The organism is Leifsonia virtsii (genome assembly GCF_030433675.1).
In the GTDB taxonomy this organism is placed as follows: domain Bacteria; phylum Actinomycetota; class Actinomycetes; order Actinomycetales; family Microbacteriaceae; genus Leifsonia; species Leifsonia virtsii.
In genome coordinates this window covers 11925-25778 of sequence record NZ_JAROCB010000001.1, presented here as the reverse complement: position 1 = coordinate 25778, position 13854 = coordinate 11925, and the positions used below count along the sequence as shown (strand labels likewise).

The 13854-nt window shown below is 68.8% G+C and carries 9 protein-coding genes; 2 read left to right on the top strand and 7 right to left on the bottom strand.

What is annotated here, in order from left to right; translation table 11 throughout:
- The first annotated feature begins 58 nt into the window (after positions 1–58).
- Complete coding sequence (hrpA, locus tag P5G59_RS00105; protein WP_301214821.1) at positions 59–3943, top strand: ATP-dependent RNA helicase HrpA; 3885 nt, start codon at positions 59–61, stop codon at positions 3941–3943.
- A gap of 84 nt (positions 3944–4027) precedes the next feature.
- Here the strand turns inward: hrpA and P5G59_RS00100 are convergent, their stop codons facing one another.
- The 7 genes from P5G59_RS00100 to P5G59_RS00070 all read right to left on the bottom strand — a co-directional run bounded on the left by P5G59_RS00100 (position 4028) and on the right by P5G59_RS00070 (position 12175).
- Complete coding sequence (locus P5G59_RS00100) at positions 4028–4774, bottom strand: SDR family oxidoreductase (RefSeq protein WP_301214819.1); 747 nt, start codon at positions 4772–4774, stop codon at positions 4028–4030.
- A 28-nt stretch (positions 4775–4802) separates the two neighbouring features.
- Positions 4803–5579 (bottom strand): amino acid ABC transporter ATP-binding protein, encoded by a 777-nt coding sequence (locus P5G59_RS00095; RefSeq protein WP_301214817.1) that lies wholly within the window; start codon positions 5577–5579, stop codon positions 4803–4805.
- Entirely contained in the window at positions 5576–6559 is a 984-nt protein-coding gene (locus P5G59_RS00090; protein WP_301214815.1) for an amino acid ABC transporter permease, read from the bottom strand. Before P5G59_RS00090 ends, P5G59_RS00095 begins: the two co-directional genes overlap by 4 nt.
- 5 nt (positions 6560–6564) lie before the next feature.
- A complete protein-coding gene (locus P5G59_RS00085; RefSeq protein WP_301214813.1) occupies positions 6565–7461 on the bottom strand; it encodes an ABC transporter substrate-binding protein in 897 nt (298 codons plus the stop codon).
- Positions 7462–7696: 235 nt separating this feature from the next.
- Positions 7697–8584: a sulfurtransferase gene (locus P5G59_RS00080; protein WP_301214811.1), complete on the bottom strand. Its 888-nt coding sequence runs from the start codon at positions 8582–8584 to the stop codon at positions 7697–7699.
- 1 nt (position 8585) lies between these two features.
- Positions 8586–9575, bottom strand: a complete 990-nt coding sequence (locus P5G59_RS00075; protein WP_301214809.1) for a ribonucleotide-diphosphate reductase subunit beta — start codon at positions 9573–9575, stop codon at positions 8586–8588.
- Between the two features lie 107 nt (positions 9576–9682).
- A complete protein-coding gene (locus P5G59_RS00070) occupies positions 9683–12175 on the bottom strand; it encodes a ribonucleoside-diphosphate reductase subunit alpha (protein WP_301214807.1) in 2493 nt (830 codons plus the stop codon).
- Between the two features lie 262 nt (positions 12176–12437).
- On the opposite strand from P5G59_RS00070, the gene P5G59_RS00065 reads away from it, so the two are divergent.
- The gene (locus P5G59_RS00065) at positions 12438–13649 is read left to right on the top strand and encodes an MFS transporter (RefSeq protein ID WP_301214805.1); all 1212 of its coding nucleotides are present in this window, start codon (positions 12438–12440) and stop codon (positions 13647–13649) included.
- Positions 13650–13854 lie beyond the last annotated feature (205 nt).

Genomic DNA, 13854 nt, shown 5'->3' with positions numbered 1-13854 from the left:
CTTGCGCGTCGGGGCAACGCCCTCGTGCGGGGCGCGCCGCGGGTAGACTGGAGGGCTCATGTCCTCCGCCGGCATCCTCCCCCGCATCACGTTCCCGCCCGAGCTGCCCGTCAGCCGCAAGCGGGACGACATCGCGCGCGCCATCCGCGACAACCAGGTGGTCATCGTCGCGGGCGCGACCGGCTCCGGCAAGACGACGCAGCTGCCGAAGATCGCACTCGAGCTCGGCCGCGAGAGCATCGGCCACACCCAGCCGCGGCGCCTCGCGGCGCGGACGATCGCCGAGCGCATCGCCGAGGAGCTGGACCAGCAGGTCGGCGAGCTCGTCGGCTACCAGGTGCGCTTCACCGACCGCGTCTCGAGGCAGACGCGCATCAAGCTGATGACCGACGGCATCCTGCTCAACGAGCTGCGGCGCGACCGGATGCTGCGCGCCTACGACACGATCATCGTCGACGAGGCGCACGAGCGCAGCCTCAACATCGACTTCCTGCTGGGGTACCTCAAGCAGCTGCTGCCCCAGCGTCCCGACCTCAAGCTCATCATCACCTCGGCCACCATCGACCCGGAGAGCTTCGCCGCCCACTTCGCCTCGGCCGACGGCACCCCGGCGCCGATCGTCGAGGTGTCGGGCCGCACCTACCCGGTCGAGCTGCGCTACCGTCCGCTCGTCGCCGAGGCGCTGGAGGAGGACGACGACGATCCGGACCCGGTGCCCACCGCCGACCGCGACTACCTGCAGGGCATCAACGACGCCCTCGACGAGCTCGCCCGCGAGGCGCCGGGAGACGTGCTCGTGTTCCTCTCCGGTGAGAACGAGATCCGGGATGCCGCCGATGCGATCCGCGGCCGCAATCTGCCCGGAACCGAGGTGCTCCCGCTCTACGGCCGGCTGTCGGCGGCCGAACAGCACCGGGTGTTCCAGCGCTCCACGACCCCCGGCATCCGCCGCCGCGTGGTGCTGGCGACCAACGTCGCCGAGACGAGCCTCACCGTCCCCGGCATCAAGTACGTGGTGGATGCCGGAACGGCCCGCATCAGCCGCTACAGCACGCGCGCCAAGGTGCAGCGGCTGCCGATCGAGGCCATCTCGCAGGCGAGCGCCAACCAGCGCTCGGGCCGTTCCGGCCGCACCAGCGACGGCATCGCCATCCGCCTTTACTCGGAGGAGGACTTCGCCAAGCGCCCGGAGTTCACCGAGCCGGAGATCCTGCGCACCAACCTCGCGGCCGTCATCCTGCAGATGATCTCGCTCGGGCTGGGCGACATCGCGGCGTTCCCGTTCCTCACCCCGCCGGACTCGCGCGGCATCAAGGACGGCCTCGACCTACTGACGGAACTCGGCGCGATCACGTCCGCGAAAGGGGAGACGAAACTCACCAGCGTCGGCCGCCAGCTGGCGCAGCTGCCGATCGACCCGCGGTTCGCCCGGATGGTGGTCGAGTCGAAGCGTCACGGCACCTCACGCGAGGTCATGGCGATCGTCGCGGGACTCACCATCCAGGACCCGCGCGAGCGTCCCGTCGAAAAGCGGGGCAGCGCCGACGAGAAGCACGCGCGCTTCGCCGACCCGACCAGCGACTTCCTTACCTTGCTGAACCTCTGGAACTACCTGGAGGAGCAGCAGCGGGAGCTCTCGTCGAGCGCCTTTCGCCGGCTGTGCAAGGCCGAGTACCTCAACTTCCTGCGGGTGCGCGAGTGGCAGGACGTCTACCGTCAGCTCCGGCAGCTCGCGAAGCCCCTGGGGCTCACGATCGGAGAGCCGTCGGTGAACCCGGACGGCATCCACCGTTCGCTGCTCGCCGGACTGCTCTCGCACATCGGACTCAAGGATGCGCGCGACACGGGGTCGAACCCGCGCGGCGGCGCCGGCGCCAAGGGCGGCGGGCCGCGATCGCGCCAGTCGGAGTACCTCGGCGCGCGCCAGACCCGGTTCGTGATCTTCCCCGGCTCGACCCTGGCCAAGAAGCAGCCGAACGCGGTGATGAGCGCCGAACTGGTGGAGACCTCCCGCCTGTTCGCGCGGATGAACGCGGCCATCGACCCGGCGTGGGCCGAGCCGATCGCGGGCGAGCTGTGCAAGCGGCAGTACAGCGAACCGCACTGGGAGAAGAACCAGGGCGCGGTCGTCGCCTACGAGCGCGTCACGCTGTTCGGCGTCCCGATCATCCCGCGCCGCCGGGTGCAGTACGCGCGCATCGACGCGGAGCTGTCGCGCGAGCTGTTCATCCGGCACGCGCTCGTCGACGGCGAGTGGGACTCGCACCAGGCGTTCGACCGCGCCAACCGGAAGCTGCGGGCCGAGCTGCGCGAGCTGGAGGAGCGGACGCGGCGGCGCGACATCCTGAACGACGACGAGGCCGTCTTCGAGTTCTACGACAAGCGCATCCCGGCCGACGTGGTGTCGACGCGCTCGTTCGAGGGCTGGTGGAAGAGGGCGTGGCAGGAGACACCGGACCTCCTGACGATGACGCCGGAGGCGCTCCTCGACGAGGATGCGGCCGAGGTCGATGAGGAGGCCTTCCCTCCGGTCTGGCGGCAGGGCGACCAGCGGCTCACCCTGCGCTACCGGTTCGAGCCGGGGGCGGAGGACGACGGCGTGACCGTGCAGGTGCCTCTGCCACTCCTCGCCGGGCTCCTGCCCGACGGCTTCGACTGGCAGGTGCCGGGGCTCCGTCACGAGCTGGTCACCGCGATGATCAAGTCGCTGCCGAAGGCGATCCGCCGCCAGGTCGTCCCGGCCGCCGACTGGGCGCAGCGCCTGCTCGGCGAGCTCTCCGGCACCGCCGGGATGCGCGCGCACGAGGGCGAGCGCCCGGCCGGAACGCTCGCCGACACCCTCGCGGCGACGATCTCGCGGCTCACCGGGTCGCGAGTCAGCGGCACCGACTTCGACCTCGACCGGCTCCCGCCGCACCTGCGTCCCACCTTCCAGGTGGTCGGCGAACGCGGGCGGCCGCTCGCGGCCGGCAAAGACCTGGGGGCGCTGCAGGACCGGCTGCGGTCGCGCGCCCGCGACTCGGTCGCCAAAGTGGCCGAGGCCCGGACGCCGAACGCCATCGAGCGGTCGGGCATCACCGCCTGGGATCTCGATGAGCTCCCCCGGTTCGTCGACTCGGAGCACACAGGCCCGGGCGGCACCAAGAACGTCGTCCGCGCCTACCCGGCGCTCATCGACGACGGGTCGTCGGTGAGCATCCGCCTGATGGGCACTCCTGCCGAGCAGGCGCGCGCGATGCCGGGCGGGGTGCGGCGGCTGCTGCTCGCCAGCGTTCCGTCGCCGGTCGCCTACGTGCAGCAGCACCTGACGTCGAACGAGAAGCTGACCCTCGCGGCGAGCCCCTACCCGAACACGAAGGCGCTCTTCGACGACTGTCTGCTCGCCGTCGTCGACTCCGTGCTCTACCGGATGAAGCCGGACGGCCAGGTCTTCATGCGCGCCGAGTTCGAGGCCGTGCGCGATCGGGTCTCCGGAATCGTGATGGACTCCATGTTCGAGACGGTCGCACTGGTCACGCGCATCCTCACGGCCGCGCGAGCGGCGGAGAAGGCGATCTCGGGGGTGACGGCGCTCACGTACCTGCCCGCGCTCAACGACGCAAAGGGTCAGCTGGCCGGCCTGGTCTATCCGGGCTTCGTGTCGGCGACCGGGCTCGACCAGCTGCGGCACCTCCCCCGCTACCTCGCCGGGATCTCGCAGCGGATGCAGGCGCTGCCGACGAACCCGGGCCGCGACCGTGCCTGGCAGACACAGGTGGAGACGGCCGTCGCGCTCTACACGGACGCCGGGGGCCGCATCCCGCTCGCTCCCGGGTCGTCGCCCGCCCTGGTGCACGCCCGCTGGATGCTCGAGGAGTTCCGTGTCTCCCTCTTCGCGCAGTCCCTCGGCACCGCCGAGTCCGTCTCGCTCCAGCGCCTGCGCAAGGTCCTCGCCACCCCCTGACGCCCCAGCCGTCAGCTCCTGAGTTTTTCGACTTTCCTGCGGCGATTCGCTCGAAGAAGTCAGGAGCTGATGGCTTGGGGCGGGTCAGACGGGGAGGTGGAAGCCGCCGTTGGAGTGGAGGAGCTGGCCGTTGATCCAGCCGCCGGAGGCGGACAGGAGGAACGACACGAGGTCGGCGGTGTCGCGCGGCGTGCCCAGGCGGCCGAGGGCCGTCTCGGCGGCGAGAGCCTCGGCCAGGTCGGGCGTCATCCACCCCGTGTCGATCGGGCCGGGGTTGATCAGGTTCGCCGTGATGCCGAGGTGCGCGAGTTCGACCGCCGCCGCGATGACGATGCGGTCGAGGGCGCCCTTGCTCGCCCCGTACGGCAGGTTGTGGGCGGTGTGGTCGCTGGTCAGCGCGACGATGCGTCCCCGCCCCGCGGCCTCGGCCGGGAACTGCTCGGCGAACGCGCGGATCAGCAGCCAGGAACCGCGCGTGTTCACGGCGAAGTGCCGGTCGAACGCCTCCAGGCCGGTGTCGAGCAGTCCGCTGTCGACCGAGTAGGCGTGGCTGGCGACAAGCGCCTGGATGGGTCCGAGCAGCTCGGCGACACGGCCGACGAGGTCGGCGGGTCCCTCCGCGTCCGAGAGGTCGGCGGTGAAACCGAGCGCCCGTCCACCCGCCGCCTCGACCTCCGCAGCCAGAGCCTCATGGAAGCCGGGATCGGGTTCCAGGTCGGCGAACGCGACGTCGAACCCGTCCGCGCCGAGCCGCCGGACGATGCCCGTCCCGATCGCGTTCGGCCGGCCGACGCCGGTCACCAGGACGAGGGGACGACGCTGTTCGGTCATCCCCTCATCCTGGCAGAGCCTGCGGCGGCTAGAGCACCTTCGACAGGAACGCCTGCGTCCGCTGGTGCTGCGGGTTGCTCAGCACCTCGCGCGGGTCGCCGGACTCGACGACGACGCCGCCGTCCATGAAGACCAGCTCGTCGGCGACCTCGCGGGCGAAGCCCATCTCGTGCGTCACGACCACCATGGTCATGCCGCTCGCCGCCAGGCCCTTCATCACGTCGAGCACCTCGCCGACGAGCTCGGGGTCGAGCGCCGAGGTGGGCTCGTCGAACAGCATCAGCTTCGGGTCCATCGCGAGCGCCCGGGCGATCGCCACGCGCTGCTGCTGCCCGCCGGACAGCTGCGACGGGTAGTGGTCGCCCTTGTCGGACAGGCCGACGCGGGCGAGCAGCTCGTTCGCGCGTTCCACTGCCTTGGCCTTCGAGAGGCCCTTCACGCGGATGGGCGCCTCGATGATGTTCTCCAGCGCCGTCATGTGCGGGAACAGGTTGAACCGCTGGAACACCATCCCGATCTCACGGCGCTGACGGGCGGCCTCCTTCGGCTTCAGCTCGTACAGCTTGTCGCCGTGCTGGCGGTAGCCGACGACCTCGCCGTCGACGGAGAGCCGGCCGGCGTCGACGCGCTCCAGGTGGTTGATGCAGCGCAGGAACGTCGACTTGCCGGAGCCGGACGGGCCGATGATGCACAGCACCTCGCCCTGGTTCACCTTGAGGTCGATGCTCTTGAGCACCTCGTTCGAGCCGAAGCTCTTCGAGACGCCCTCCGCCAGCACCATGGGGGTGGTCGTGGTGTCGGTCATCCCTTGCCTCCGAGGTCGTTTCCGTCGGGCGCGCCCGCGGCGGGCAGTGCCCCGGTCGCGAGCGCCGCTTCGGTGCGGTCGGGCCGCCGCGCGTTGACGCCGCGCGAGAAGCGCTTCTCCAGGAAGTACTGCCCGACCATCAGGATGGACGTGAACAGCAGGTACCAGAGCGACGCCACGATGAGCAGCGGGATGGGCGTGTACGTGACCGCCGAGATGTCGCGCGCGACACCGTAAAGGTCGGTGGTGAGCGGGATGGCCGCCACCAGCGACGTGGTCTTCAGCATCGAGATGACCTCGTTGCCCGTCGGCGGGATGATCACCCGCATGGCCTGCGGGATGACAATGCGGCGCATCGTCTGGCCCCACGACATGCCGAGCGCGGTCGCCGCCTCCTCCTGGCCCTTGTCGACCGAGAGCAGGCCGGCGCGCACGATCTCCGCCATGTACGCCGCCTCGTTGAGCGCGAGGCCGACGATCGCGATGACGAACGCGTTCTGCATGAACCCGAGGTTGAGGTCCACCCCGATGTTCGTCCACGGCACGCCGAGGAAGATCTGCGGGTAGATCAGCGAGAACAGGCCCCAGAAGACCAGCTGCACGTAGACCGGGGTCCCGCGGAAAATCCACAGGTACACCCACGCGACCGACTTCACGACCGGGTTCGGCGACTGGCGCATCACCGCGAGGATGAGGCCCAGGATGACGCCGATGATCATCGAGAAGACGGTGAGTTCGAGGGTCACGAGCGCAGCGGCGCTGATGCGCTTGTCGAAGACGTACTTGCCGACGTACTGCCAGCCGTACGCGGAGCGCTGGGCGGCGTCGACGATGAACCACACCAGCAGCAGGATCAGGATGACGGCGAAGACGATCCGCCACGGGTGCTTGAGCTTGATCGCCTTGATCGGCTCGGAGCGGGAGCCCGCCGGCGACGGGACGGATCCCGTCGCCGGCCGAGCGGTGTTGCTCTGGGACATGAAGGTCAGCCCTTCGAGGCCGCGTTGATCTCGGCCTTGTCGACCGCGCCGTCGGCGACGCCCCACTTGTCGAGGATCTTCTTGTACGTGCCGTCGTCGATCAGGGCCTGGACCGTCTTCTGCAGCAGCGGGCCGAGCTCGGAGCCCTTCTTGACCGGGAGGCCGTACGGCGCCTCGTCGAAGGTCTTGCCGGCCGCCTCGAGCTTGCCGTCCGCCTTCGAGATCGCGTACAGGGTGACGGGCGAGTCGGCGCTGAGCGCGTCGGCCTTGCCGAGGACGACCGCGTTGGTCGCGTCGTCCTGCGTGTCGTAGCGGAGCGCCTGGATGGCGGGCTTGCCCGCGTCCGTGCACTTCTTCGACTTGGCCGGGACCTCGTCGGTGTCCTCGTAGGTGGTCGACTGGACGGCGACCTTCAGGCCGCAGGCGTTGTCCGGGTCGATGTTCTTGCCCTTCTGGGCGGCCCACAGGATGCCGGCGGAGTAGTAGTTGACGAAGTCGACCTGCTGCTCGCGCTCGGTGGTGTCGGTGAACGACGACATGCCGTAGTCGTCCTTGCCGCCGGTGATGCTCGGGATGATGTTGTCGAACTTCGCGATGGCGAAGCTCGTCTTCACGCCGAGCTTGGCGGCGATGGCGTTGGCGAGGTCGACCTCCCAGCCGACGGGCTGCTGGTTGTCGTCCTTGAACTCGTTCGGCGGGTAGGTGTTGTCCATGCCGACGACGATCTTGCCGGAGTCCTTGATGCTCTGCGGGAGCTGCTTGGCGAGGGCGTCGTCCTTCTTCACGTCCGAAGCGCTCGACGTTGAGCTGGACGAGGGGGTGGAGTTGTCGACACAACCGGCGAGCGCGAGCGCTGCGACGGCGGCGACTGCGGCGACGGGGGCCACGGTTCGGATGCGCATGTTGTCGTTGTCCTTCTTCCTGGTGCAGGAATGGTGTCTGCGTATAGCAAGGGTAAGGGGAGGATACCCCAGCGGCGTGGCCGCCCCTCAACACTAATTCGCGCAGGGAACAGCGTTTTTCGCGGAGGTTTCCGGAAGATTTCGGCCGCCTGGACGGCGAAATCCACCGTTCGACGCCGTTCTGGCGGCGGAACGGGAGGCCGTGGGGAGGCCGGAGCGCGCGGGTCTCGTTTGGCTATCGGTTCCCGGTCGCCACGGCCCGCGCTGGGTCGTTGGACCAGGCCGAGTAGGAGCCGGCGTACAGGGACGGCATCGGGAGGCCGGCGGCGACCATCGCGAGCGCCTCGTGGGCCGCGGTCACGCCGGATCCGCAGTAGACGCCGACGGGCGTGTCGGAGCCGACACCGAGCGCGTCGAACCGGTCTCGCAGGTCGGCGGGCGGGAGCATCCGGCCGGTGTCGTCGAGGTTGCCGGTGGTCGGAGCACTGACGGCGCCCGGGATGTGTCCCGGTCGCGGATCCACCGGCTCGACCTCGCCGCGGAAGCGCTCCCCCGCGCGCGCGTCGAGCAGGACGGCGCCCGGGTCGGCGGCCAGGGAGGCCGCCGCATCGGCGTCGAGCGTCGGCAGCTCGCCGAAGCGTACGTGCAGGCCGCCGGGGATGGGGGCCGGCGCCGGGCCGGTCGCGAGGGGCAGCCGGGCGTCGCGCCAGGCCGCGATACCGCCGTCGAGCACACGGACGTCGCGCACGCCTGCGTGGCGCAGCAGCCACCAGGCCCGCGCGGCGGACGTGCCGGACGCGTCGTCGTAGACGACCACGGCGTCGCCGTCGTCGAGGCCCCAGCGGCGCGCGGCCTCCTGGAAGTCCTGCTCGCTCGGCAGCGGGTGCCGTCCGTCGGTGGGCTCGCCGTGGCCGGCGAGCTCGGTGTCGAGGTCCACGTAGACGGCGCCCGGGATGTGGCCGCGCTCGAACTCCTCACGGCCGGGCGGGCCGCCCAGCTTCCAGCGGACATCGAGCACGCGCCACGCCGAACGCCGCCGGCCGGCGCCGCTCCACAGGGACTCGGCCCCGAGAGCGACATCCAGCGCGGCGGCGGTGATCAGCGGAGAAGCCTCCGAGGTCATCTCAGCGTCCGGTGGACGCCTTGGCGTTCGACTCGTAGGAGGTGTTGGTGGACTCGAAGAAGTTCACCAGCTCCAGCGTGTCGTTGGCCGTCGCCATCCACTTGGCCGGGTTCGCGACCTTGTACTCGGCCTCGAAGCCCAGCTCCTCCAGACGGCGGTCGGCCAGGTACTTCACGTACTGGTTGATGTAGTTGGCGTTGAGCCCCAGGATGCCGCCGGGGAGCAGGTCGCGGTTGTACTGCTCCTCCATCTCGACGGCGTCCAGGATCATCTGGCGGATCTCGTTCGCGAACTCCGGCGTCTGCAGGTCGGGGTTCTCTTCGAGCACCGTCAGGATGAGGTTGATGCCGAACTTCAGGTGCAGCGACTCGTCGCGCACCACCCAGTCGATCAGCGAGCCGAAGTTGCGCAGCAGGTTCCGCTGGCGGAAGGACAGCGCCACCATGAAGCCCGAGTAGAACCAGATCCCCTCGAGGATGACGTTGTACGCCACCAGGTTGCGGATGAAGTCCTGCTTGCCCTCGGTCGTCGTGATGTCGAGCGCCTGCTCGGTCATCCGCTTGATGAAGCGGACCTCGAACTCCTCCTTCTTCGCCATCGACGGCACGTCGACGTGGGAGTTGTACGCCTGCTCGCGGTCGATCGGGAACGTCTCGAGGACGTACTCGAACGACATGCAGTGGTTCGCCTCCTCCCACATCTGCTTCGCGAGGTAGAGGTGCGCCTCGGCCGCGTTGATGTAGGGGTAGACGCCGAAGGCCAGCGCCTTGTTGACCAGCAGCTCGTTCGGGTTGAAGTAGCTCATCAGGAAGGTGACGGCGTGGCGCTCCTCGTCCGTCATCTTCTTGAAGTCGGCGATGTCCTCGCCGAGCTGGATCTCGTTCGGGAACCACGTGTTGGCCACGGCCTGGTCGTACAGGTCCATCGCCCACTGGTACTTCACGGGCTTGAGCAGAAGCCCTTCTTCGATTCCGGTGCCCAGAATCCCCATGGTGTCGTTCTCCTCGTTGCTTCTAGGGCCGGGTTACTGGCAGGACTCGCACTGCAGGTCGTCCATCGGGTCGACCGGCACGTAGTAGTCCTCGATCTTGGTGCTGTTCACTTGTTCTCACCACCCGCGGCGTTGTTCGAGGTGAGGCCGCCGAAGCCGAAGCCACGGCGGGCGGGGGCGGCGGCCGGTGCCGTCTCGGTGACCGCGGGTGCGGCGGCCGGAGCGCCGGCGCCGACGGACGCGAAGCCCTTGCGGCCGCCCGAGATCTCCTCGGCCTTGTTGACCTTGACGGTCGACTGCTCGGCCTGGTGACGCGGCTTCATGTGGAGGTAGTACGTCGTCTTGACGCCCTTCTCCCAGGCCGCGTAGTAGATGTCCATCATGTCGCCGAGGTCGCGGGTCTCGAGGTACATGTTGCGGCTGATCGCCTGGTCGATCCACTTCTGGGCGCGGGCCGCGACCTCGATGAAGGCGTACGGCGAGAGCTGGAAGCTCGTCTTGAACGTGGCCTTCACCTCGTCCGGGATCTCCGCGATGTTCTGGATGTCGCCCTGCGAGCGCAGGATCGCCTCGCGGACGTCCTGCCAGATGCCGCGCTCCTGCAGCGTCTCGACCAGGTTGCGGTTGACCTCGAGGAACTTGCCCGACGAGGTCGACCGGCTGAAGATCTGCGAGAACTGCGGGTCGAAGCCGGGCGTGGTGCCGGCGACGAGGCCGATGGACGCGGTCGGCGCGATGGCCATGAGCGTCGCGTTGCGCATGCCGCCCTTGACCTTCTCGCGCAGGCGGTCCCAGTCGAGGCGGATGGTGCGGTCCACCGTGATCGGGGTGCCGCGGTCGGCCTCGGTCAGCGCGATCGAGTCGTAGGGCACGAGGCCCTTCGACCAGCGCGAGCCCTCGAAGTTCGGGTATGCGCCGCGCTCCTGGGCCAGGTCGGCGCTCTCGTCGATCGCGGCGTACGAGACGTGCTCCATGATCTCGTCGATCAGGGCGTACGCCTCCTCGCTCTCGTAGCTCAGGCCGAGCTTCTCGACGATGTCGGTGAAGCCCATGACGCCCAGGCCGATGGCGCGGTTCTGCTGGTTGGAGTAGTCGGCCTCCGGCACGCTCGACACGGTGATGTCGATGAGGTTGTCGAGCTGGCGGACCGCCTGGCGGGCGCTCGCCTCGATGCGCTCCCAGTCCATCTTGCCGTCGATCAGGTGACGGCTCAGGTTGATCGAGGCCAGGTTGCAGACCGAGACGTTGTCGCGGTCCTGCGGCAGCGTGATCTCCGTGCAGAGGTTGGAGAGGTGGATCGTGCCGGTGTTGTTGTTGAGGGCACGGTTGTTGATCGTGTCCTTCCAGGTCAGCCACGGGTGGCTGGTGGTCTGCAGGCTCATCAGGATGTCCTTGAACTGCGCGCGGGCGCTGATCTTCTTGAACATCTTGAGGTTGCCGGCCTCGGCCTCGGCGACGTAGTGCGCGTAGCGCTCCGAGAACGCCTTGCCGTACAGCTCGTTGAGGTCGGCGACCTCCAGCGGGTCGAAGAGGTACCAGTCCTCGTCGTTCTGGACGCGCTTCATGAACTCGTCGCTGATCCACACCGCGGTGTTGGCGGTGCGGGTGCGGCGGTACGGGTCGCCCGAGTTCTGGCGCAGGTCCAGGAACTCCGGGAAGTCCATGTGCCAGTTCTCCATGTAGAAGCAGAGGGCGCCGAACTTCTTGCCGCCGCGGCTGACCGCGCGGAGCACCGAGTCGATCGTGTGCATGAACGGGATCGGGCCGGTCGAGGTCGTGTTGTTCGAGCGGATGGGCGAGCCCTGTGCACGGAGCTTCGTGACCGACAGGCCGATGCCGCCGGTGCCCTTGGTGAGCCACATGACATCGCGCACGCTCTTCGCGATGTGCTCGATGTCGTCCTGCATCTCCATGACGAAGCAGTTGGAGAGCTGCGGGTATGCGGTGCCCGCGTTGACCAGCGTGGAGCCGGCGGCGAGGTACTCGAGCTTCGACATCTTGTCGTAGAACGCGATGGCGTGGCTGGTGGGGTCGGCCTCGTTGAGGGAGAGGCCCATCGCGATGCGCATCCAGAAGAACTGGGGCACCTCGAGCGAGTCGCCGTTGCGCGCCTTGATGCCGTAGCGGTTGTTGAGGGTGACGACGCCGATGTACTTCAGAAGTTCGTCGCGCGAGGGGTCGAGGTAGCCCGCGAGGCGGTCGAGGTCGAAGGCGGTGGTGAAGCGGCCGTCGAGCAGGGTCTCGGCGACGCCGCGCTCGATGTAGGGGCGGAAGCGCTCCGCGTGCAGGCTCACCAGCTCGTCGTGGGACTGGTAGTCGCCGAGGACGCGCTTGTAGATCGTCTTGAGCAGCAGGCGCGCGGCGACAGTGTCGAACGCCGGGTCGTCCTTGACGTTCTGGAGCGCGACCTGGATGACCGCCTCGTCGAGCTGCTGCGTCGTGATGCCGTCGAACAGCGTGAGCTCGAGCTCGCTCGCGATCTGCGTCACCCACGTGATGTTCTCGTCAAGACCCTGGGCCGCGTTCTCGATGGCCAGGTTGATCTTGTTGGCGTCGTACGGCTCCCGCTCGCCGTTGCGCTTGACGACTGTGATACCCACTGTCTCTCCCTCTTCGATGTGCCGATCAGACGGCGGAAAACCCCACGGAACCGCGACGTCGGGCGTCTGAGACGCTCGTCCGGCCCTTCGTGCTCGACCACTATATAGCGGGGGTCCGACATTTCCATCCCCCCACATCTAGTGGGCGTGTCGTCCACAGATGGGGAGAAGTTATGCACAGTTTCCACACCCCCCCGAACACGTCACGAGCCGCTGTGGAGACCTCTGGACGAGCCCCTCAGGACCACTAGTGTTGACTGTTGTGAGCACGTATTCGAGCCTTCTGAAGACGCCGGGCGTCGCCCGCATCATCGCCGCTCAGCTCACCGCGCGCTTCCCCTTCGGCATGCTCTCGCTCGCCTTCCTGCTCCACATCGAGCGCGTCCACCACTCCTACGGCGCGGCCGGTCTCGTGCTCGGCGCGATGAGCATCGGCCAGGCGATCGCCGGCCCGATGACGAGCCGGCTGATGGGTGTGCTCGGCATGCGCACGGTGCTCTGGACGACGCTCGCCCTCTGCTCCGCGGCCGTCGCGGCCATCGGCCTGTTCGTCATGCCGGTGCCGGTCACCATGGCCATCGCGTTCTTCGCCGGCCTCAGCATGCCGCCCATCCAGCCCGCCGTGCGCACCATCTACCCCAAGATGGTCAACTCGCGGCAGCTGACCCCGCTGTTCTCGCTCGACGCTTCCGCGCAGGAGATCATCTGGATCGCCGGCCCCGTCGCCATCACGTTCGTCTCCACCCAGATCGGCACGGTCGAGGGCATCCTCATGTCGGTCGCCATCATGCTGGCGGGCGGCTGCTGGTTCATCTCCTCCCCCGAGGTCGGCCGGGTGCGCATCCCCCGCAGCAAGCGGCGGTTCGGGACGGTGCTGACGCGGCCTCCCGTGCTGCTCGCGACGGTCGTCGGCTTCCTGCTGATCGGCTCGTGCTCGGCTGTCGAGGCCGGTGTCGTCGCCACCTTCGGCGAGGGGTCGCCGCTCGCCGGGATCGTGCTCGCCATCTGGTCGCTCGGATCGCTGGTCGGCGGCCTCGCGCTCGGCCACATCCCGATCGGGCCCTGGGCGACGGCGCGGCGCATGCTCATCGTCTTCGTCGGCGTCGTGCTCTCGACGTTCATGCTGTGGTCGTGGTGGGGCCTCTCCATCACCCTGCTGATCGCCGGCGTCGGCATCGCACCGGCCCTCGCCGTGCTGTTCGCCATCGTCTCCGCCAGCGTGAAGTTCTCCGACACCGCCGAGGCGTACGGCTGGGTCGGAACCGGCCAGCTCATCGGCGCCGCCCTCGGCTCCGCGCTCGCGGGCTTCCTCATCGACGGCGTCGGGCCGGTCGGCGCGTTCTGGGTCGCCGGCGCGTTCGCCCTGGTGGGCTTCGTCGTCCCGGCCCTTGCGCACCGCATCCACCCCGACCTGCGAGGCCGCGACGCCTCCCCCATCCCCGACACCGAGCCCGTCCCCGTCCAGCCCTCCTGACCGAGTTGCACGTTGTGGCGGCTATTCGGGCCGAATAGCCGCCTCAACGTGCAACTCGCTGAAGATGAGCCTGTGGATAAGGGGCCGGCCGGGCGAGACGTGCGGCACGGTGTCGGCATGGGACGAAAGTTGGAGGCACTCGATCCGGCGCTCCGAGGAGCGCCATTCTCAACGCGAACCGGCGGCGCCCATGGAGCGACGCGGA